The organism is Micromonospora sp. 067-2 (assembly GCF_046549295.1).
GTDB lineage: Bacteria > Actinomycetota > Actinomycetes > Mycobacteriales > Micromonosporaceae > Micromonospora.
On record NZ_JAJPWB010000002.1, the window covers coordinates 292,784 to 312,282 of the forward strand.

The 19,499-nt window shown below is 71.0% G+C and carries 20 protein-coding genes and 1 pseudogene; 7 read left to right on the forward strand and 14 right to left on the reverse strand.

Translation table 11 applies throughout. The annotated features are described in order from the left end of the window. Positions 1-22: 22 nt before the first annotated feature. The 4 genes from ACLJN9_RS04930 to ACLJN9_RS04945 form a co-directional block, all read right to left on the reverse strand. Positions 23-793, reverse strand: coding sequence for an isoprenyl transferase (locus ACLJN9_RS04930; protein ID WP_410809824.1), 771 nt, complete (start codon positions 791-793; stop codon positions 23-25). Positions 794-824: 31 nt separating this feature from the next. Continuing rightward, a complete protein-coding gene (locus tag ACLJN9_RS04935; RefSeq protein WP_410809825.1) occupies positions 825-1,967 on the reverse strand; it encodes an NAD(P)/FAD-dependent oxidoreductase in 1,143 nt (380 codons plus the stop codon). 323 nt (positions 1,968-2,290) lie between these two features. Then, positions 2,291-3,148, reverse strand: a complete 858-nt coding sequence (locus ACLJN9_RS04940; RefSeq protein ID WP_410809826.1) for a hypothetical protein — start codon at positions 3,146-3,148, stop codon at positions 2,291-2,293. Positions 3,149-3,185: 37 nt separating this feature from the next. Next, on the reverse strand, positions 3,186-5,030 hold the full coding sequence (locus ACLJN9_RS04945) for a phosphoenolpyruvate carboxykinase (GTP) (RefSeq protein ID WP_410809828.1): 1,845 nt from the start codon (positions 5,028-5,030) through the stop codon (positions 3,186-3,188). A gap of 136 nt (positions 5,031-5,166) precedes the next feature. Here ACLJN9_RS04945 and ACLJN9_RS04950 point away from each other — a divergent pair. From ACLJN9_RS04950 to ACLJN9_RS04965, 4 genes and pseudogenes are all read left to right on the forward strand, one after another. After that, positions 5,167-5,256: pseudogene (locus ACLJN9_RS04950) on the forward strand (GtrA family protein); the annotation flags it as partial. Positions 5,257-5,467: 211 nt separating this feature from the next. Next, positions 5,468-6,004: a GtrA family protein gene (locus tag ACLJN9_RS04955; protein ID WP_410810198.1), complete on the forward strand. Its 537-nt coding sequence runs from the start codon at positions 5,468-5,470 to the stop codon at positions 6,002-6,004. A gap of 63 nt (positions 6,005-6,067) precedes the next feature. After that, positions 6,068-6,787, forward strand: coding sequence for a GtrA family protein (locus tag ACLJN9_RS04960; RefSeq protein ID WP_410809829.1), 720 nt, complete (start codon positions 6,068-6,070; stop codon positions 6,785-6,787). After that, positions 6,784-7,344, forward strand: a complete 561-nt coding sequence (locus ACLJN9_RS04965) for a MaoC/PaaZ C-terminal domain-containing protein (protein ID WP_410809830.1) — start codon at positions 6,784-6,786, stop codon at positions 7,342-7,344. The genes ACLJN9_RS04960 and ACLJN9_RS04965 overlap by 4 nt, the downstream gene beginning before the upstream one ends. A gap of 28 nt (positions 7,345-7,372) precedes the next feature. Here the strand turns inward: ACLJN9_RS04965 and ACLJN9_RS04970 are convergent, their stop codons facing one another. Both ACLJN9_RS04970 and ACLJN9_RS04975 read right to left on the reverse strand, forming a co-directional pair. Then, the gene (locus ACLJN9_RS04970) at positions 7,373-7,945 is read right to left on the reverse strand and encodes a PH domain-containing protein (RefSeq protein WP_410809831.1); all 573 of its coding nucleotides are present in this window, start codon (positions 7,943-7,945) and stop codon (positions 7,373-7,375) included. A 105-nt stretch (positions 7,946-8,050) separates the two neighbouring features. Then, on the reverse strand, positions 8,051-8,926 hold the full coding sequence (locus ACLJN9_RS04975; RefSeq protein WP_410809832.1) for a biotin--[acetyl-CoA-carboxylase] ligase: 876 nt from the start codon (positions 8,924-8,926) through the stop codon (positions 8,051-8,053). A gap of 84 nt (positions 8,927-9,010) precedes the next feature. Between ACLJN9_RS04975 and ACLJN9_RS04980 the strand changes: the two genes are divergently transcribed. Next, the gene (locus tag ACLJN9_RS04980) at positions 9,011-10,594 is read left to right on the forward strand and encodes an acyl-CoA carboxylase subunit beta (RefSeq protein WP_410809833.1); all 1,584 of its coding nucleotides are present in this window, start codon (positions 9,011-9,013) and stop codon (positions 10,592-10,594) included. 109 nt (positions 10,595-10,703) lie between these two features. On the opposite strand, the gene ACLJN9_RS04985 is transcribed toward ACLJN9_RS04980, so the two are convergent. The 4 genes from ACLJN9_RS04985 to ACLJN9_RS05000 form a co-directional block, all read right to left on the reverse strand. Further along, the gene (locus tag ACLJN9_RS04985; RefSeq protein WP_410809834.1) at positions 10,704-11,558 is read right to left on the reverse strand and encodes a hypothetical protein; all 855 of its coding nucleotides are present in this window, start codon (positions 11,556-11,558) and stop codon (positions 10,704-10,706) included. Next, positions 11,551-12,051, reverse strand: coding sequence for a SigE family RNA polymerase sigma factor (locus tag ACLJN9_RS04990; RefSeq protein WP_410809835.1), 501 nt, complete (start codon positions 12,049-12,051; stop codon positions 11,551-11,553). Before ACLJN9_RS04990 ends, ACLJN9_RS04985 begins: the two co-directional genes overlap by 8 nt. A 62-nt stretch (positions 12,052-12,113) precedes the next feature. Continuing rightward, positions 12,114-13,097 carry a ketopantoate reductase family protein gene (locus ACLJN9_RS04995; protein ID WP_410809836.1) on the reverse strand — a complete coding sequence of 328 codons (984 nt, stop codon included), beginning with the start codon at positions 13,095-13,097 and terminating at the stop codon, positions 12,114-12,116. A gap of 17 nt (positions 13,098-13,114) precedes the next feature. Further along, positions 13,115-13,849, reverse strand: coding sequence for a M50 family metallopeptidase (locus ACLJN9_RS05000; RefSeq protein WP_410809837.1), 735 nt, complete (start codon positions 13,847-13,849; stop codon positions 13,115-13,117). A gap of 511 nt (positions 13,850-14,360) precedes the next feature. Between ACLJN9_RS05000 and ACLJN9_RS05005 the strand changes: the two genes are divergently transcribed. Beyond that, a complete protein-coding gene (locus ACLJN9_RS05005) occupies positions 14,361-15,113 on the forward strand; it encodes a GH25 family lysozyme (protein ID WP_410809839.1) in 753 nt (250 codons plus the stop codon). Positions 15,114-15,209: 96 nt separating this feature from the next. On the opposite strand, the gene ACLJN9_RS05010 is transcribed toward ACLJN9_RS05005, so the two are convergent. Beyond that, positions 15,210-15,500, reverse strand: coding sequence for a hypothetical protein (locus ACLJN9_RS05010; protein WP_410809841.1), 291 nt, complete (start codon positions 15,498-15,500; stop codon positions 15,210-15,212). A gap of 2 nt (positions 15,501-15,502) precedes the next feature. Beyond that, positions 15,503-15,991, reverse strand: a complete 489-nt coding sequence (locus tag ACLJN9_RS05015) for a DUF2269 family protein (RefSeq protein WP_410809842.1) — start codon at positions 15,989-15,991, stop codon at positions 15,503-15,505. Between the two features lie 129 nt (positions 15,992-16,120). Between ACLJN9_RS05015 and ACLJN9_RS05020 the strand changes: the two genes are divergently transcribed. Further along, positions 16,121-17,077 carry a GlxA family transcriptional regulator gene (locus ACLJN9_RS05020; RefSeq protein ID WP_410809843.1) on the forward strand — a complete coding sequence of 319 codons (957 nt, stop codon included), beginning with the start codon at positions 16,121-16,123 and terminating at the stop codon, positions 17,075-17,077. Here the strand turns inward: ACLJN9_RS05020 and ACLJN9_RS05025 are convergent. Further along, entirely contained in the window at positions 17,074-17,322 is a 249-nt protein-coding gene (locus tag ACLJN9_RS05025; protein WP_410809844.1) for a hypothetical protein, read from the reverse strand. The genes ACLJN9_RS05020 and ACLJN9_RS05025 overlap by 4 nt on opposite strands. An 80-nt stretch (positions 17,323-17,402) precedes the next feature. Next, a complete protein-coding gene (locus ACLJN9_RS05030; protein WP_410809845.1) occupies positions 17,403-19,463 on the reverse strand; it encodes a protein kinase domain-containing protein in 2,061 nt (686 codons plus the stop codon). Positions 19,464-19,499 lie beyond the last annotated feature (36 nt).

Here is a 19,499-nt window from a genome sequence, read left to right on the forward strand (position 1 = left end):
CGGCCGTCGAACGGCCGCCCGCTCAGGCCCCGTAGCGGCGTTGCCGGGTGGCGTACGAGCGAAGTGCCCGCAGGAAGTCGATATGCCGGAAGTCCGGCCAGTTGAGCTCGCAGAAGTAGAACTCCGAGTGGGCGGACTGCCAGAGCATGAAGCCAGACAGGCGCTGCTCGCCGCTGGTGCGGATCACCAGGTCGGGGTCGGGCTGGCCGCGGGTGTAGAGGTGCTCGGCGATGTGCTCGACGTCCAGCACCTCGGCCAACTCCTCGAGGGTGCCGCCGGTTGCGGCGTGCTCCAGCAGCAGCGAGCGGACCGCGTCGGTGATCTCCCGCCGGCCGCCGTAGCCCACCGCGATGTTGACCTCCGCGCCGCCGCTGCGCTCCCGGGTGCGCTCCTCGGCGCCCTTGAGCGCCGCCGCCGTCTGGGCGGGCAGCAGATCGAGCGCACCGACGATGCGCAACCGCCAGGGGTTGCCCTCCTCGGCCAGCTCCACCACCAGATCCTCGATGATCTTCAGCAGTGGGTCCAGCTCGCTGGCCGGCCGGCGCAGGTTGTCCGTGGCCAGCAGGTAGAGCGTGACGTGCCCGACACCGGCCTGGTCACACCAGCCGAGGACGTGCTTGATCTTTGCCGCGCCGACCCGGTGCCCGTCGTTGGGGTCGACGAAGCCCATCTCCCTCGCCCAGCGGCGGTTGCCGTCGCACATGACCCCGACGTGCCGGGGCACCGGCTTGCCCGCGAGCTTCGCCGTGAGCCGGCGCTCGTACACGGAGTAGATAAGGTTCCGCAGCGTCATCACCTAGCAGCGTAGCGACCTCCCGGACCGATCACCGCCTCGGAGCCCCATCCCCGCCGGGCAACCCGATACCGATCATGGCGAGCGTACGGGCGGTGAGCCGTCCGTCGCCGAGCCCCAACTCGACCACGTCGTCGAATACCCGGTCATCCCGACGGGCCGCCCGGACCGCCGCGTCGACCACCCGCCGACGCCGCGCCAACCAGGCCGCCACCGAACTGTGCCGCAGATGCGTGCCGAGCCGGCCGCGCAACCCGTCGGCGTACCGGCGGCCGGCATTCTCCGGCGCTCGGGCCGCCGCAGCCCCGGCCAGCGCACCGGAGAGCAACGCGTAGAAGATGCCCTCCCCGGTGAACGGGTTGATCAGCGACAGCGCGTCCCCGGCGAGCAGGATCCGACCCCGCGCCGGCGCGGGCCGGTGGGTGGACAGCGGCAGGTGGTGGGCGCGTAGCGCGGTCACCGTCGCCAGGTCCGTACCGGGGAGCAGCGCGGACAGCCGGTCCAGCAGGTAGTCCCGGCTCAACGGCTCGCCACGCAGCACCTCTCCGTACCCGATGTTCGCCCGCCCGTCACCGATCGGGAACGACCAGGCGTACGCCGGCCAGCGTGCGTGCGAGGTGACGATGAGCTGCTCGGACGGGCCCGGCAGAGCCGGCGCGTATCCCCGGATGGCCAGCGCCAGGTGCCGGTCGGGGTTCACGGGGTGGCCGAGGGCTCGGCGCACCACCGAGCTGGCGCCGTCCGCGCCCACCACGACCCGGCCGGACACCTCACCGTCGAGCACCACCCGGTCGGCGCGCGGCTCGACCCGCCGGACGCTGTGCCGGCGCAGCTGCGCCCCGGCAGCCACCGCCGCCGCCACCAGCCGCGCGTCGAAGACCTGCCGGGGCACGGTGTACGCCGGGCGGGGCAGCGCGCGGGCCACCGCGCCACCGCCGGGGGCGATCATGCGCAGCGCGGGCAGTGGGGCGTAGCCCGCGACCGCTTCGGTCACCCCCAGCTCGGTGAGTACGTCCACCGAGTGCGCGGCGATCCCGTCGCCACACGCCTTGTCCCGGGGAAAGTCGGCCCGGTCCAGCAGTAGCACGCTGGCTCCGGCCCGGCGGGCCGTCAGCGCGGCGGCCGCACCAGCCGGCCCCGCCCCCACCACCACCACATCGAACTCGTCGCTCACTGCGTGCCTCCCTCCGGCCGGCGCGGCGCAGGCCGTTCCGTCCGCCCCGGACAACCCTGCGTCCGGCGCGACGGCCCCGCCTCGTACGGCAGTCCACCCACGCCACCGACGCCGACCGGTGATCGGCGTCACCCGCCATCCTGCCCCGCCGACGCTCACCAACACCGATACCCCACCGACGCCGCGATGGCGCGACGACGGGTGGAACGACAGGTGCGTCCGAACCACCCCGACACAGCAATGGTGTTCCACTCGTCGTGCTGCGCCGGGCGGGTGGCCGCAGCCGGATGACGAGCTGCGTCGGGGATCGCGTACCCGCGGGGTCAGGTGGGCTGGGCATCCTCGGTGCGGGCTGCGCGGCGCAGGGCGTACAGCGTGAGGGCTGCGGCGGCGAGCAACGGGGCGCCGTCGCGGACCAGGCCGTCCACACCCAGCAGCCACCAGCACAGCGGCAGGTCCACCGCGAGTACGGCCGCCGTGACGACGACGAGCAGGCCACGCGCCCAGTCCCTGCCGCGCATCAGGAACGCGGTGCAGAAGAGGACCGCGTAGCTGGCCGCGATGCCGGCGCCGAACCAGAACAGCACGGCCGGCACGGCGGTCAACCGCCCATCCAGGATGGATCCCCCCGCCACCAGCGCCGGCACCAGCATCAGCGGGCTGTAGGTGAACGCAGCAACCCGGCTGGTCAACAGCCAGGCACTGGCCTGCGGGCGGCGCGGTGGGATCTCCCGCCAGGAGATGCCGGCCCGGTCGAGAACGAGCCGGGGCCGGTGCCGGACCAGGTGACCGGCCAGCGCCGGGGAGCGGTAGAGCAGCCACACCACCGCCGCGCAGAGCGCGGTGAGCGCGGCGAAGCCGAGCAGCCCGGGAAGCGGCGGGACCCCCTGTCGGGGCACGATCAGCCGGCCGACGGCGAAGATCGTGGTGACCGCGAGGATCAGCCCGAACGGGCGGGCCACCGTCCGGCCTCGGCGGACGTGCCCGATCAGCAGCAGGAAACCGAACGAACGCAGCATCGCCCAACCGGTACGCACGGCCAGCCCGAAGCCCTGCTCCGGGGCGTACCACCAGTTGAGCAGCTCGACCACGACGGTGGCCGCCGCGGTCGTCGTGAGCAGGATGGTGAGCATCCGGACGGCGGACGGCCGCCGGACCTCGGTCTCGGCGGCCGTCCTCATGGGATCCGATGGTGCCCGCGAAGGGCGTCGCTCACACCTACCGTTGCGGCTGTACGGCGTCCAGGCGGGCGCGCAGCGCGTCCAGCTCGGCCCAGAGCACGCCCGGCAGCTTGTCGCCGAACTTCTCGAACCACTCGGTGACCAGCGGCAGCTCGTTGCGCCACTCGTCCGGGTCGACCTTCAGCGCGATCCGGACGTCCTCCGGGGTCATGTCGAGGCCCTCGACGTCCAGCGCGTCGGGCGCGGGCACCATGCCGACCGGGGTCTCCACCGCGTCGGCCCGGCCCTCGAGCCGCTCGACGATCCACTTGAGCACCCGGGAGTTCTCGCCGAAGCCCGGCCAGAGGAAGGAGCCCTCCGGGTCCTTGCGGAACCAGTTGACGTAGTAGATCTTGGGCAGCTTGGCCTCGTCGCCGTCGGTGCCCTTGCCCATCTCGATCCAGTGCCGGAAGTAGTCACCGGCGTGGTAGCCGATGAACGGCAGCATGGCCATCGGATCGCGGCGGACCACGCCGACCGCGCCGGACGCGGCGGCGGTCGTCTCGGAGGAGAGGGTGGCACCCATGTAGACGCCGTGCACCCAGTCGCGGGCCTCGGTCACCAACGGGATGGTGTCCTTGCGGCGGCCGCCGAAGAGGATCGCGTCGATCGGTACGCCGTTCGGGTCGAAGTACTCGTCGGCGAGGATCGGGCACTGGGTGATCGGGGTGCAGAACCGGCTGTTCGCGTGGGAGGAGAGGCTGTCGCTCTCCGGCGTCCAGTCGTTGCCCTTCCAGTCGATCAGGTGCGCCGGGGGCTCGCCCATGCCCTCCCACCAGATGTCCCCGTCGTCGGTGAGGCCGACGTTGGTGAAGACGGAGTTGCCCCGGTCCAGCGTGCGCATCGCGTTGGCGTTGGTCTTCCAGTCGGTGCCCGGCGCCACGCCGAAGAGGCCGTACTCCGGGTTGACCGCGTACAGCCGGCCGTCGGCGCCGAACCGCATCCAGGCGATGTCGTCGCCGATGGTCTCGACCTTCCAGCCCGGGATGGTCGGTTCCACCATGGCGAGGTTGGTCTTGCCGCAGGCCGACGGGAACGCACCGGCGATGTGGTGGACCTTGCCCTCCGGCGAGGTGATCTTGAGGATCAGCATGTGCTCGGCGAGCCAGCCCTCGTCCCGCCCCATCACACTGGCGATCCGTAGTGAGTAGCACTTCTTGCCGAGCAGCGAGTTGCCGCCGTAACCGGACCCGTACGACCAGATCTCACGGGACTCCGGGAAGTGCGAGATGTACTTCGTCTCGTTGCACGGCCAGGCCACGTCCTGCTGACCGGGGGCGAGCGGGGCGCCGATCGAGTGCAGTGCGTGCACGAAGTCGGCATCGTTTCCCAGGGCGTCGAGGACCGACGCACCCATCCGCGTCATGATGCGCATCGACGCCACCACGTACGGGCTGTCGGTGATCTCGACGCCGAACATCGGGCTCTCGGACTCGACCGGCCCCATGACGAACGGGATGACGTACATGGTGCGACCGCGCATCGAGCCGCGGTACAAATCGGTCATCGTCCGCTTCATCTCGGCCGGCGCCATCCAGTTGTTGGTGGGGCCGGCGTCCGCCTCGTCGACGGAGCAGATGAAGGTGCGCTCCTCGACCCGGGCGACATCCGTCGGGTCGGTACGCGCGTAGAACGAGTTGGGCTTCTTCTCCGGATTCAACCGGATCAGGGTCCCAGCTTCGACCAGCTCGTCGGTGAGGCGGCGCCACTCCTCGTCGGAACCGTCCACCCACACGACACGGTCGGGCGTGGTCAGTTCCGCGACCTCACGGACCCAGGCGAGCAGTTTCGGATGGGACGTCGGGGCCTGATCGATACCCCGCACAACAGCCGGAGCAACCATGACACATCTCCTTGTGGTCGACGCTGACCGATCTATGGGATGCACGAGTCTCAGCGGCGCGATGCGTCGCCTTCGTGGAAACCTGGGATTGGGCTCAGCGTAAACCGGACAGCCTTCCGAGGCAGTGGGACTGGTTGTGAAGAACTGCACAAGGTACGGCCGCGCTGCGGTATCACGAGCTGATACCCGCTTTTCCGCGCAGTTTCACGCAAATCTTGTTGTGCACCCCGGCCGGAGTGGGTGGCGGTCGGGCCGGATCGGTCCCGCCGACCAGGTGGGTGATTCCCGTTCCGGGGCGTGTCAGTCCTGCGAATTGGTTACGCTGCGTTCAACAGCGGCGCACCGGGCGAAAGGTCGGCACGAGTGACGACGCCTGCTCGCCGTTGCTCCCCCGCTGGCTGGTGGACAGCCGGTAGGCTCGGCCCGTGGCCGCCACGATGACCGGGGAGCAACCGGGTCCCCGGCAGACCCGACCGGGTCTGGTCCGCGCACTGCTCGACCGCTTCGGTCACCTCGTCCGAGAGCTGAGCAAGTTCGCCACGGTGGGCGGCATCGCCTTCCTCCTCGACTTCGCACTCTTCAACTACCTGACGACCGCACGCGGCATGGAGCAGGTGACGGCGAAGACGATCTCCACCGTGATCGCGGCCACCGTCGCCTTCGTGGGCAACCGGTTCTGGACCTGGCGGCACCGCCAGCGCAGCAACCCGGCCCGGGAGTACGCGCTCTTCTTCTTCTTCAACGCTGTCGGCCTCGGCATCGCGGTGGGCTGCCTCGCCATCAGCCGGTACGGGCTCGGCAGCATCTGGCCGGACGTGTTCCAGACGCGGCTGGCCGACAACATCGCCAGCTTCGTCGTCGGCACCGGCCTCGGCACGCTGTTCCGATTCTGGTCCTACCGGCGGTTCGTCTTCGTCGAAGCGGGAACCCGGACAGTTCCGCAGGTGGATCTCGACCGTGACCACGGGGCGTGACCTGCCGCCCATCCTGCTCGGCCGGTGATCACCGGCTGCACCGACTGACCTAAGGTGTTTCGCATGCGTCTTGTCCGTCTGCTGCCTGAGCGCTGGCAGAAGTTCATCCACGAGGCGCTCAAATTCGGCATCGTCGGCGGCATCAACACGGTCATCAATTACGCGGTGTTCAATGCACTTGCACTCACCGTCTTTGCCGACGGGCAGTTGAAGGCCACCGCGATCGCCACCATCGTCGCCACGATCACGTCATATCTAATGAATCGTCACTGGACGTACCGTGATCGCCCGAAATCGGCGCTCAGGCGAGAATACGTCCTTTTCTTCCTTTTTAACGCGACCGGCCTCATCATCGAACTGGGTGTGCTGGCCGCGGCCAAGTACGGGCTCGGCCTACACGGGCTGCTGGCGCTGAACGTGGCCAAGACCGGCGGTGTCCTGCTGGGCACGCTGTTCCGGTTCTGGTCCTACCGGACCTTCGTCTTCCAGCCCGTCGAACCAGCTCCGGACGAGACAAAGCCCGAGCCCAGCTGGCACGACATCCCCCGGGACGAGTGGGACACCATGGCCGGAATGGACCCGGTCGCCGAACTCGCCGAATCCGTCACCGAGCTGGAGGAGGCGCAGGACGATGATCATCCGGCGCCGGCCCCCTCACCCGGCCCGCACGGCACTCCCAGCCAGGGGCGGTCCATGCCGATGACCGCCGGCCTCACCGCCAACCTGGACGCGGAACTCGCCGCGGAGCTGCACGCCGGCACGCGCCGCGCGCCCCGCCGGTGACCGCACCTCCCGCGCGTTCCGGCACCGGAGCCCCCGCAGAGCTGTTCTTCGAAGACCTCGTGCCGGGGCTCACGGTCGACCTGGGCGTCGTCACCGTGGACGGCGACGAGATGGTCGCCTACGCCCGCCGCTTCGACCCGCAGTGGTACCACATCGACGCCGAACTGGCCGGTGCGAGCCGACACGGCGGGCTGATCGCCAGCGGCTTCTACACGATCAGTCTGTTCATGCGGGCGTACGTCGACCACCTGCTGTCCCGGGCGGCGGCGGACGCCTCCCCCGGTCTGGAGGAGCTGCGCTGGCTCGCCCCGGTGCGTGCCGGAGACCGACTCGCCGTCCGGGTGGACGTGATGGGCGCCCGGTTGTCCGACGCCCGACCGGGCCTGGGCACCGCCAGCCTCACCGGCACCATGCTCCGACTCGGGCCGGACGACCGACCCGAGCAGGAGGTGCTGCGGACCCGCTTCCGTGGCTGGTTCGCCCTACGCCCCGTCGAGCCCACCTCAGACGACGGCGCACCTGCGACCGACGGGCCGGAGACGGTCCCGTCCGACTGAGTCACCCCGACCCGACGGCCGGGGCGGGTCAGCTCGTGGTGTCGCGCAGCGGCTTGCCCTCGCGCATGTCGGCGAGGATGTCGCGCATCTCCCCGTCGCCCAGTGAGTGCTTGTCGTGCTGAGCCTCGACCAGCTCGTACAGCTTGGTCTGCACCCGACCGACGCCCGGGACGTCCGAGAGAACCGACTGACCCCGCTCGCCGGCGGACTCGATGGTGAGCGTGCCGCAACCGAGCACCCGCTCGAGGAAGCGCTGGTTCATCGAATGGTCGTTGATCCGGGTGAGCGGGAGGTCCCGCCGATCCCGGGAGAAGACACCCTGCTGCAGCAGCACCCGCTCGTCGGTGAACAGGTAGTGCGTGGTGCGCCAGACCAGGAACGGCCACAGCCCGAGCCAGAGTGCTCCGACCAGGGCGATCACTCCGATCACCGCCAACGCGATCGAACCCCCGCTGCTCTCGGGCAGCAGGAGCACACCGACCACCACCGCGGCGATGGCCAGCACCAGCACCGCGATCGGCCGGATCAGCGCCTTCCAGTGCGGGTGTAGGTGCAGCACGACGTGCTCGTCCTCGGTGAGCACGTCTTCGGGGAACGCCACGGCAACCTCCAACGCAGAAACGACGCGCTGACCGTAACCCCCCATGCCCGTACGCGACATCCGCCACGCGGCCCCACCCCACCCGTCGGGAGCGTGCACCAGCGGTCAGCGGAGGTGCAGGACGTCACCGGCGGCCAGCACGCGGTCGCCGCTCGCGGTGGTGATAAGCAGCTGGCCGTCCGGGTCCACCCCGGTAGCGGTGCCGGTCACGTCGTCGCCGCCGGGCAGCAGGACCCGCACCTCACGGCCGACCGTGGCGCAGGCCGCCAGGTAGGCGTCTCGCAGGCCGCTGGCCGTGGCGTCCCCGCCGGCGGACCGCCAGCGGTCGTACCAGTCCGCGACGGCACGCAGCAGCGCCCGGAGCAGCGGATCCCGGTCGGTCGCCGCGGCACCGGCCAGTTGCAGCGAGGTGGCCGGCAGCCCGGTGGGGTTTCCCGGCAGCTCGTCGGCGCGCAGCGTCACGTTGAGCCCGATGCCGAGCACGATGGCCGGAGGCTGGGCCGACGAGCGCCCCGGAATACCCTCGGCCAGCACGCCGGCACACTTGGCGTCGCCGATCAGCAGGTCGTTGGGCCACTTGAGGGTGGCCTCCAGCTCGGCCAGCTGGGCCACCGCCTCGACGAGCGCGACGCCCGCCAGCAGCGGCAGCCACCCGTACCCCGTTGGTGGCGCCGCCGGCCACCCTCGCTCCGGCACGGCCTCGCCGGGCCGCAGCAGCACGCTGGTGGCGATCCCGGCCCGGGCCGGCGACTGCCAGACCCGGCCGCGCCGGCCACGCCCGGCGGTCTGCCGCTCGGCCACCACCACCAGGCCCTCCGGCTCGCCGGCCCGGGCCGCCTCGGCCACGTCGGCGTTCGTCGAACCGGTCTCGGTGCGCAGTTCCAGTCGGGCCCACGGGCCGTGCGAGGCGACCAACGCGCGCCGCAGCCGGGTGACCGACAGCGGCGGGCGATCCAGATCGGTGTACGGGGAACCCGGCATCCCGCCAGCCTACGGCGGCACCCACACCGGCACTGAGGTGTACTGCACAGCCGCGGCGACCTGAACCATCGTTATATTCCCTGGGTGACTACCGAGACCGGCACCAACATCCACAGCACCGCGGGCAAGCTGGCGGACCTGGAGCGCCGGGTCGACGAGGCGGTGCACGCCGGGTCGGCTCGCGCGGTAGAGAAGCAGCACTCGCGGGGTAAGAAGACCGCCCGCGAGCGGATCGAGATGCTGCTCGACGAGGGCTCCTTCGTCGAGCTGGACGAACTGGCCCGGCACCGGTCCACCGCCTTCGGGCTGGAGCGCAACCGCCCGTACGGCGACGGCGTGATCACCGGCTACGGCACGGTGGACGGCCGCCAGATCTGCGTCTTCGCCCAGGACTTCACGGTCTTCGGCGGCTCGCTCGGTGAGGTCTTCGGCGAGAAGATCGTCAAGGTGATGGACCTCGCCATGAAGATCGGCTGCCCGGTGGTCGGCATCAACGACTCCGGCGGGGCGCGCATCCAGGAGGGCGTGGTCTCGCTCGGCCTCTACGGCGAGATCTTCTTCCGCAACGTCCGTGCCTCGGGCGTGATCCCGCAGATCTCGCTCGTGATGGGGCCCTGCGCCGGCGGCGCGGTCTACTCCCCGGCGGTCACCGACTTCACCGTGATGGTCGACCAGACCTCGCACATGTTCATCACCGGCCCCGACGTGATCAAGACGGTGACCGGCGAGGACGTCGGCATGGAGGAGCTGGGCGGCGCCCGTACCCACAACTCGCGCAGCGGCAACGCGCACTACCTCGCCAGCGACGAGTCCGACGCGGTCGACTACGTCAAGGCACTGCTGTCGTACCTGCCGTCGAACAACCTCGACGAGCCGGTGGTCCTCGACGCTCCCGCTTCGCTCGAGATCACGGACGAGGACCGCGAACTCGACACGCTCATCCCGGACTCGGCCAACCAGCCGTACGACATCCACCGGGTCATCGAGGGAGTCCTCGACGAGGGGGAGTTCCTGGAGGTCCAGCCGCTCTACGCACAGAACATCGTGGTCGGCTACGGCCGCGTCGAGGGGCGCCCGGTCGGGGTGGTGGCCAACCAGCCGATGCACTTCGCCGGCACCCTGGACATCGCCGCCTCCGAGAAGGCCGCCCGGTTCGTCCGCACCTGCGACGCGTTCAACATCCCGGTGCTGACCTTCGTGGACGTGCCCGGCTTCCTGCCCGGCACCGGCCAGGAGTGGGACGGCATCATCCGCCGGGGCGCCAAGCTCATCTACGCGTACGCCGAGGCGACCGTCCCCAAGGTCACCGTGATCACCCGCAAGGCCTACGGCGGGGCGTACGACGTGATGGGTTCCAAGCACCTGGGCGCGGACCTGAACTTCGCCTGGCCCACCGCCCAGATCGCCGTGATGGGCGCGCAGGGCGCGGTGAACATCCTCTACCGCTCCGAGTTGGCCGGCGCCGAGGATCCCGCGGCGGTCCGCGCCGAGAAGATCACCGAGTACGAGGACACCCTGGCGAACCCGTACGTGGCGGCCGAGCGCGGTTACATCGACTCGGTGATCGCGCCGCACGAGACGCGCACCCAGATCGTCCGGGCGCTACGCGTCCTGCGCACCAAGCGCGAGACCCTCCCGCCCAAGAAGCACGGCAATATCCCCCTCTGACGAGCAGCCCGCCCCGCCCCCTGATCCGCGCAACCTCGGGGAAACTGCTGCCTCCTGGTAGCCGTGAGGCAGCAACAGCACTGACGTTGCGCGGATCAGCACTGCCCGGTCAGCAGGATGGGTTCGCGGCGACGCACATGCGGCGGGCCGCCACCCCGGTCAGCCGGCGGAGTTCGGCCTCCGTGCCGTCCTTCCCGAGGCGGAGCACCGAGACGGTGTCGCCGACCCGGACGACGGCCAGGAGAATTGGCGGCGGGGTGTCGCGGATCGTCTGCCCGGTCCGTACGTCCCGGACGGCCGTGGGCGAGTCCCGCACGATGGCGGCGTCGTCCCCGGCGAAATCTCGCTGAACCACCGACCACCGGTGGACCATCTCCGCCGTGCGGGTGCTCCCTGCCGTCCGCACCGGCCCGACGCTTCGCCACTCGGCGCACGGGGCGATCAGGTCGTCCAGGCTGTCGAACAGCTGCGTGGCCGCCTCGGGTACCAGCCTGAAGAGATCCTGCGTGACCAGGCCGCCGCTCTCCGTCCGGATGCTCGTAGCGTGCTTCCGCATCAGGGTCTGTGAGCGGGACAAGATTGACATCTGCCAGCCATCCGAGCGCCCCTGGCTCGTCCGGCAGTAGCCGAGCAGGTGATCCAGCTGGACCGGCTCGCCCAGCCCCGACTGGCTGAGCTGCACATCGACCGGCTGCGACAGGTCGGTCGGCTGCAGCAGGGCGGCCAAGGCGATCTCGTGTCGGGTCGGCAGGGCGGAGGCAGCCGGCAGAGCCGGTGACGGGGATGTCCCCGGAGCGGCGACCGCCACGGCGGACACCCCGGCGAGGGCCAACACGACGGTGGCCACGACGATCCTGCGATGGCTACGTCGTCGGGCCCGGGCACGAATCTCGTGCGGCTCCGGCCAGCGAACCGCCCCGAGGTCCCGGTGGACCTGATCGACGAATGCCAGGTCGTCATGCATCGGTGGCCTCCTCCAGATCAGAGACGGCGAGCAGTCCGGCGAGCGCGGCGCGCCCCCGGGACAGTCGGGCCTTGACGGTGCCCACCGGGGCGGCGGTCTCCCGCGCCACCTCGGCGACCGGCATGCCGAGCAGGTAGTACAGGGCGATGGCGACGCGTTGCTCCTCGGGTAGCCGGCGCAGCGCGGCGACCACCTCGACCGTGTCGGTGCCCGGGCCGGCGACCGTCTCGGTCGCTCCGTGCCGCAGGTACGCCCGGGCGCGACTGCGCAGGCTGCGCCACCGACTGACCGCGATCCGGCTGGCCACCACCCGCACCCACGCCTCCGGCTCGTCGTACCGGCTGACCGTCGACCAGCGCTGCCAGGCCCGGATGTACGCCTCCTGCACGGCGTCCTGCGCCTCGATCCGGTCGCCGGTGAGCGCGTAGACGAACCCGAGCAGCCGTTGTCGGCTCCCGCGGTAGAACTCGTCGAAGCCGTCGACGTCCGGCACCCGCTACCTCCCCGTATCGGTCGCAGGGAACACGCGCCGGGCGGGGCTGTCGGTTGCCACGGTCAGGCGATCATCTTTTCCAACTCGGCGAGCGGGAACGCACCGGCTGCAATCCGCTCCCGGGCCGCCCGTCGCACTGCGCGCTGCACGGCCACGTTGGCCGGCGTCGGGACGCCGTGCAGCCGGCCCAGTAGCGCGATCTCTCCGTTCAGGTGGTCGACCTCGGTCGAGCCGGCGCCCCGGGCGAGACTCTGCCAGGTGGAACCGCCGGAACGGCCCTCGCCGGCGACCGGACGCTGCTGAACCAGGTCACCGCGTGCGGCCTTCTCCTCCTCCGGCGAGGTGTGCGCGATGGTCGCGGCGGCGAACGCGGCGACGCCTTCGGCGCGTACCCGCTCGGTCAGCGCCTCCGGGATGTCTTGACCGAGCAACGCCTGTAGGCCGTTGCCGAGGTTGTTGAGCAGCTTGCCGTACTTCCAGCGCAGCACGTCGGTCCGGATCGGGGCGACGAACCCGGCGGCGGTCAGGTCGTCGGCGACCGCCCGGTCGGTTCCGTCCGCGCCGGCCGGGTACCGCCCGAGGTGCAGCATCCCGGGGTGCGGATGGCCGTTCGCCACCACCACTCCCGGCTCCAGGTGGGTGGCCGGCAGCCAGACGCAGACCGGGTGCACGTCGGCGAAGAGCCGCAGCGCGGCCCGCTCGTTCGACACCCCGTTCTGCGCCGTGACCAGCGGCAGCCGCTCGCCCGCCGTGCCGCCACCCACCACCGGCGCGTCCACCCAGGTGGCCAGCACGGCAGCGGTGTCCTGCGACTTGACCGTGAGGATCAGCACCGTGTCCGCCGGCAGGGGTTGTTCGCCAGGGCCGTCCACGGCGGCGAGCCGGGCGCGGACCTCCCCGTCGGGTTGCCGCAGGGTCAGACCCCGGGCGCGGATCGCGTCCAGGTGCGCACCCCGGGCCACCAGGGTCACGTCCCCGCCTGCCTGGGCCAGCCGTACGCCGATGGTTCCGCCGACCGCGCCCGCCCCGATGATCACGTACCGCATGCCGTCATTCTGCCCGTCTAGGGGGTGTTGGTGAGCAGGGAGCTGGTCAGGAGCAGCGCGCCGGCGACGAGCGCGGCCAGGTTGACCAGGGCGAAGACCGTCACCCAGAAGAACGCCGGAAACGGGGTGAGCCCGGCGAGCTGGTCGGCGTCGGAGGCGGGCATCCGGCCGCGGGACCGCAGCTGTTGCAGCTCCACCACCGGCCGCACCCCGCCGAGCAGCAGGAACCACACCCCGGTGTACGCGAACGCGGCCTGCACCTGCGGCGTGGCGTACCAGGAGACGGCGAGCACCAGTGCGCCGGTGACCAGCAGCGACACCATGCCGAACGCGTTGCGGATCATGACCAGCATGGCGAGCAGCAACGCCACCGCCACCCAGAGCAGCAGGGTGATCCGGTTGCCGCCGAGTAGCCAGGCGCCGGCCAGGCCGACCAGCGGCGGGGCGACATAACCGGCGAGCAGGGTCAGGATCATGCCCGGTCCGGTGGGCCGGCCGGCGGAGAGCGTCAGCCCGGATGTGTCCGAGTGCAGTCGGATGCCGCGCAGCTTACGGCCGGTGAGCAGGGCGACCAGTGCGTGCCCGCCCTCGTGCGCGATGGTGATGGCGTTGCGGGCGATCCGCCACGGCAGCCGGGTGGCCACCACCACCAGCGCGACGGCAGCAGTGATCAGCACCAGCAGCGGGGGCGGGCCCGGCTGTGCGCCGAAGAGGGTGTCCCACGCCTCGCCCAGCCCGTCGATCGACATCATGGGGCGCGAGCCTACCGGTGTGGTTCCGTGTCGATCCGGGGCCGCCGGCTCGTATCGTGGAAGACTGATCGGGTGGCGAGCGGATCGGGAGGTGACCGTCGGTGAGTGCCGAACCCCTGGGGCACCATGTCGGGCTCTGGACCGAGGCCGACTACCTCGCACTGGGCGAGACCCATGACCGAGTCGAGTTGCTCGACGGGAGCCTGATCGAGAGCCCTGCCCCGAGCCGACGACACCAGCGGGTGTCGCGCCGACTGGCGAACAGCTGCGGCTGTTCCGGTTGGACGGTGAGCACTACGTCGAGGACCAGGTGGCCAAGGCCGGCGAGACGTTGACCATTGTGGAGCCGTTCCGCTGGCAGTTCGACCCGGCCAGCCTGCGCTGAACCGTTCACCGCAATGTCCCGGGCCGACCGACATTCGTCGATGAAAGTTTCTTCAATCACCCTTGCGATCTAGGGCAGTTAACTCCAAAGATGGGCGTCAATACATTCACGCCCTTGGAGGCAGCCATGGCCCGTACCAGATCACCGCTGCGCCGCGTGCTCGCGGCCGGCCTCACCGTCCTCGCGACCGCGGCGGCGGCCCTGGTCGCGACCGCCGGTCCGGCGTCCGCGGCGACCACGCCCGGCGTCGACGTGTCCCGTTACCAGGGCACCATCAACTGGACGAGCGTCCGCAACGCCGGCATCCAGTTCGCCTTCATCAAGGCGACCGAGGGCACCAGCTACAAGGACGCGAACTTCAACACCAACTACGTCAACTCGTACAACGCCGGGGTGATCCGCGGGGCGTACCACTTCGCCCGGCCGAACATCTCTGCCGGCTCGACCCAGGCCAACTACCTGGCCTCCAACGGCGGCGCCTGGTCGGCGGACAGCCGCACCCTGCCGGCGGCACTCGACATCGAGGCCAACCCGTACAGCGGCGGCTACTGCTACGGGCTCAGCACCACCGGGATGCGCAACTGGGTGCAGGACTTCCTGAACACCTACCGCTCCCGCACCGGCCGGTACGCGGTCATCTACACCACCACGAGCTGGTGGAACCAGTGCACCGGCAGTTGGACCGGCCCGTGGGCCAACCACCCGCTCTGGCTGGCCCGCTGGGCGAGCGCTCCCGGTGCCCTTCCGGCGGGTGCGCCGGTGTGGAGCTTCTGGCAGTACACCAGCTCCGGCGCGGTCTCCGGGATCAGCGGCAACGTGGACCGCAACTACTGGAACGGCGACCGGAACCGGCTCATCGCCCTAGCCAACAACACCTGACCGTGTCGGTGGGCGGCCGAGGGCTTCTCGGCCGCCCACCGCCCGGGCCGCCCACCGCCCGGGCCGCCGGGCGTCACGGGTCGCCGCCGGCCGGCTCTACCGCCGGGCGACGACGGCCGCGCGGCCGTCGTCGGCGGTCCGGAACGCGCGCAGCACGAGCACGCCACCGACGACCGGCAGCACCGCCAGCCACCGGGATCGGGCCGGCTGCTCGGGCACCAGCAGGGCCAGCACGATGACCGTGACGTACATGAGCCCGTGCACCGGGCCGACCGCCGAGGCCACCGCCGGCACGTGCACGGTGACCAGGTTGACCAGCAGCACGGTCACCGTCGCCAACTCCAGCGCGGCGATCGGCCCGAGCAGCCGACGTGGCAGGTCACCCATGGTCAGGCCCCCGTCGTCGAGCCAGGTCGCACGATCATCAGCACCGTCACCACGACCCACAGCGAGGCGAACACCCCGGACACCGCCCCGAGCATCCCCGCCTGACGCCGACCGTCGGCCGGATCGGGATCGGCACCGGCCGCGCGAGCCGCCTCGATCCGCCCGAGCAGCCGCCGCTGACCCGGCAGCACCGCGCCGATCAGCACCGCCGCCGCCAGCGCGGTCAGCGCGATCGAGGACAGGAGCCAGCCGTCGCCGAGAACACCCAGCCGCATCGCCGTCGCGAGGCCGAAGGCCGGCACGAAGATGCCGAGGATCGCGTACACCCGGGTGATCCGGTGCAGCGTGCCCACACTGGCCGTTGCCCGGGGATCGGCCGGCTCGGCGAGCGCGGCACGGGCCGACCGGGGAAACATGCTCGCCGCGACGGTGACCGGGCCGATCGCAAGAATGGCGGCCACCACGTGCAGGCTGAGCAGGAATTTCGTCATGAGAAAGGATCTTTCGAGGTAGCGGTGGGCGGCGTGCTCGCTCGCCAGCAACGACGCTAGGCCGGTCGCCGAGGACCAGCCAGTGGCTGGAATGCCAGGCATCAACTGGTTCTGGCCTACAGTTGGCCGATGCACACCGTGGCGGTTCTCGCCCTGCCCGACGTCGTCCCGTTCGACCTGTCCGTTCCGCTGGAGACCTTCGGCCGCACCCGACTGGCCGACGGCACAGTCGCGTACTCCGTGCTGGTCTGCGGGCCGGCCCGCGAGGTGCCCGCCGGGCCGATCAGCCTGCTGGTGCCGCACGGGCTCGACGCGCTGCGCGCTACGGACACCATCGTCATCCCCGGGATGAGCGACCCGTCAGTGCAGGTGTCCGACGACGTGCTGGACGCGCTCCGAATGGCTGCCGCCCGGGGGGTACGCCTCGCGTCGATCTGCGTCGGGGCGTTCACCCTGGCCGCCACCGGCCTGCTCGACGGGCAGCGGGCGACCACCCACTGGCTGGCCGCCCCGACGCTGGCCGCGCGACACCCGGCCATTCACGTCGATCCGGACGTCCTCTACGTCGACAACGGCCAGTTGCTCACCTCGGCGGGCGCCGCCGCCGGCCTCGACCTCTGCCTGCACATGATCCGCAATGACCACGGTGCGGCGGTGGCCGCCGACGTGGCCCGCCTCTCCGTGATGCCGCCCGAACGCTCCGGCGGGCAGGCGCAGTTCATCGTGCACGAGCCGCCGACGGCCGACGGCTCCAGCCTCGAGCCGGTGCTGGCCTGGCTGGAACGCAACGCGAACCGCGAGCTGGCCCTGACCGAGATCGCCGGGCAGGCGCGGATGAGCATCCGTACGCTCAACCGGAGGTTCCGGGAGCAGACCGGCACCACCCCACTTCAGTGGCTGCACCAGGCCCGGTTGCGGCGAGCCCGGATACTGCTGGAGACCACCGACGAGGCGGTCGAGAGCATCGGGTCCACGGTCGGCTTCGGCTCACCGACCGCCTTCCGGGACCGGTTCCGCCAGCACGTCGGCACCAGCCCGTACGACTACCGTCGGGCCTTCCGCCGGATGGATCCCCGGCAGTCCTAGGCGTCGGTCCCGACCCGGCCCGCCACCGGCACCATCGCCGACGTTGGCCGCGCGTCCTCGTGGACCTGAGTGCCGCGCCGAATCAGCTTCCAGGCACCGACCCCGCCAACGGCAACGGTCACCACCGCGAGCAGCGCGATCAGCACCGACGCCCCCGCGCTGATCAGCAGCAGGACAGCGTCGCCGAGCGCGACCAGCATCCACAAAGCCAGCCGGGTGCGGCCGTCTCTCCGTCGGTGGTTCATGTCGTACCTTCTTCCGTCGTCGAAAGGTCAATTACCCCGGACGACGGAAGGTCATGCGAAAAGATTTCGCGCGTAGAGGCTCAGTCCTTGCGGTCGGGCACGAACCCGTTGGCGATCCGGTCGAAGTTCGGCAGGTTGGCCTGCCAGTCCTTCTCCGCGATCTCCCAGCGGATGGCGTAACCACGGTTGCTGGCCGTCACGAACCCACGATTGCGAACGTGGATCCGGGTGCCGTCCCGGGCGGTCTGCAGCCACTCCCAGTCGCCGCAGGTCTTCCAGAAGGTGCACCGTTTGATGCTGAGGTACTGGTAGTTCCTAACAAGACCTTTGCGGGCCGACTCCTGGCTCTTCCAGTCGGCGACCGCGTCTGCCTTCGGGTCACTGGTCCACTGGATCAGCAGCACACCGGGACCGTTGGACTGATTGAAGACGATCGTCTTGTCGCCGGCGTCGCTGCGCGTCCAGCCGTCGGGCAGCGGCAGGGCGAAGCCGGCCGGATCCCTGTGCAGCTTCCAGCCTGGCGGCAGCGCGTTCGGGTCGACCGACGGGGTGGCCGACGGTGTCGGGCTGGGAGCACCGCTGGTAGGCGGGGGCACCGCCGGCCCGGACGTCTGCGGTGCCGGCGCCGAGGTCGCGGCCGCACCGGTCGGGCCGGCCTGCGGGCTCCCGTCGTTATCCTTACCCAGCAGCGGCACGATCACCACGAGGCCGATCAGCAGCAGGGCCACCACGGCACCGATCAGCAGGTTCCGTCGGGTGTTGTTCGGTTTCGTTCCGTCAAACGGTGGCACCGCCGCACGCCCCACCGGGTCCACCGCGGCCGGCATGACCGACGTCGGGGTGGCGGTCGGCCGGCGCTGCTCCGGTGCCACCGGAGCACCGTCGACCACGGTCGGCTCGTCGTCGACTGCCGTCGTGTCGTCATCGACTGCCGTCGTGTCGTCATCGACTGCCGCCGTAGCGTCGTCGGCTGTCGTCGTACCGTCGTCGGTTGTGTCGGCCGGGACCGCGACGCTCGCCGTCGGCTCGGCCTCGGACAGATCTGGGCTGTCGATCGCGGCGGTCGGCTCGGCGGGCACCACGGCGGTGGGGTCGGCGTCCGCACCGGAGGGCACGACGGCCGTCGGCGTGGCGTCGGCGGCGGAGATCGCGGCTGCGGCGGCTGCGGCTGCCGGCGGGGTACGCGGCGCGGGCGGTGAGGCCGGGCGCTCGGTCTGCTCCTCGGCCGGTCGCGGTGCCGGCACGTGCGGTGGGCGCGGCTCGCGCGGGCCGTTCGGCCCCGGCCGGCGTACGCCATCGAGCAGTGAGATGCCGCGCGCCCGCTTGCCCCCGGCGCGGCGCAGCAGTCGCTCCGCCACCTCGGCGGTGATCCGCTCGTTCGGGTCCTTGCGCAGCAGCCCGTTGAGCACGGCCTTGAGCGGGCCGGCGTTCTTCGGCGGCGGAATCGGTTCGGTGGCCAGCGCCGCGAGGGTGCCGATCGCCGACGGTCGGGCATACGGCGACTTGCCCTCGACGGCGGCGTAGAGCGTCGCGCCCAGCGACCACAGGTCGGCCTCCGGCCCCGCCGTGCCGTCCCGTGCCCTCTCCGGCGAGATGTACGCGGGCGAACCGAGCACCATACCGGTGCGGGTGACGTTCGGGTCGCCCGGGATCGTGGCGAGACCGAAATCGGTCAACACCACCCGGCCGTCGTCGCCGAGCAGCACGTTGCCGGGCTTGACGTCGCGGTGCATGACGCCCGCCTTGTGGGCAGCGTTGAGGGCTCCCAACACACCGAGCCCGATCTCGATCGTGCGGGCCACCGACACCGGCCCGTCCTCGGCGAGGGTGTCCTGCAACGACCTCGACGCCACGTACTCCATGACGATCCACGGGTCGCCGTCCGTGCGCAGCACGTCGAAGATGCGTACGACATTGACGTGGTTGAGCCGGGCGATGGCCCGCGCCTCCCGCAGAGAGCGCTCCCGCATCTCGCGGCGCTCCTCGTCGGTGAGACCGGGCGGGGGCACCAACTCCTTGATGGCGACGTCCCGGTGCAGCACCTCGTCGCGTGCCTTCCACACCCGGCCCATGCCGCCCTGGCCGAGCGGCGACAGAAGCCGGTATCGGTCAGCGACGAGTTGGGGAAGCGCGTTCGACATCGCTGAGACGGTACCCGGACTGCCTGACCGTCACAC

Bases quoted from the DNA above. Each gene is read 5' to 3' on its own strand.
- ACLJN9_RS04930 (WP_410809824.1), bottom strand. From the start codon at position 793: ATGACGCTGCGGAACCTTATCTACTCCGTGTACGAGCGCCGGCTCACG.
- ACLJN9_RS04940 (WP_410809826.1), bottom strand. From the start codon at position 3,148: ATGAGGACGGCCGCCGAGACCGAGGTCCGGCGGCCGTCCGCCGTCCGG.
- ACLJN9_RS04945 (WP_410809828.1), bottom strand. From the start codon at position 5,030: ATGGTTGCTCCGGCTGTTGTGCGGGGTATCGATCAGGCCCCGACGTCC.
- ACLJN9_RS04955 (WP_410810198.1), top strand. From the start codon at position 5,468: ATGACCGGGGAGCAACCGGGTCCCCGGCAGACCCGACCGGGTCTGGTC.
- ACLJN9_RS04960 (WP_410809829.1), top strand. From the start codon at position 6,068: ATGCGTCTTGTCCGTCTGCTGCCTGAGCGCTGGCAGAAGTTCATCCAC.
- ACLJN9_RS04975 (WP_410809832.1), bottom strand. From the start codon at position 8,926: ATGCCGGGTTCCCCGTACACCGATCTGGATCGCCCGCCGCTGTCGGTC.
- ACLJN9_RS04985 (WP_410809834.1), bottom strand. From the start codon at position 11,558: ATGCATGACGACCTGGCATTCGTCGATCAGGTCCACCGGGACCTCGGG.
- ACLJN9_RS04995 (WP_410809836.1), bottom strand. From the start codon at position 13,097: ATGCGGTACGTGATCATCGGGGCGGGCGCGGTCGGCGGAACCATCGGC.
- ACLJN9_RS05000 (WP_410809837.1), bottom strand. From the start codon at position 13,849: ATGATGTCGATCGACGGGCTGGGCGAGGCGTGGGACACCCTCTTCGGC.
- ACLJN9_RS05005 (WP_410809839.1), top strand. From the start codon at position 14,361: ATGGCCCGTACCAGATCACCGCTGCGCCGCGTGCTCGCGGCCGGCCTC.
- ACLJN9_RS05010 (WP_410809841.1), bottom strand. From the start codon at position 15,500: ATGGGTGACCTGCCACGTCGGCTGCTCGGGCCGATCGCCGCGCTGGAG.
- ACLJN9_RS05015 (WP_410809842.1), bottom strand. From the start codon at position 15,991: ATGACGAAATTCCTGCTCAGCCTGCACGTGGTGGCCGCCATTCTTGCG.
- ACLJN9_RS05020 (WP_410809843.1), top strand. From the start codon at position 16,121: ATGCACACCGTGGCGGTTCTCGCCCTGCCCGACGTCGTCCCGTTCGAC.
- ACLJN9_RS05025 (WP_410809844.1), bottom strand. From the start codon at position 17,322: ATGAACCACCGACGGAGAGACGGCCGCACCCGGCTGGCTTTGTGGATG.
- ACLJN9_RS05030 (WP_410809845.1), bottom strand. From the start codon at position 19,463: ATGTCGAACGCGCTTCCCCAACTCGTCGCTGACCGATACCGGCTTCTG.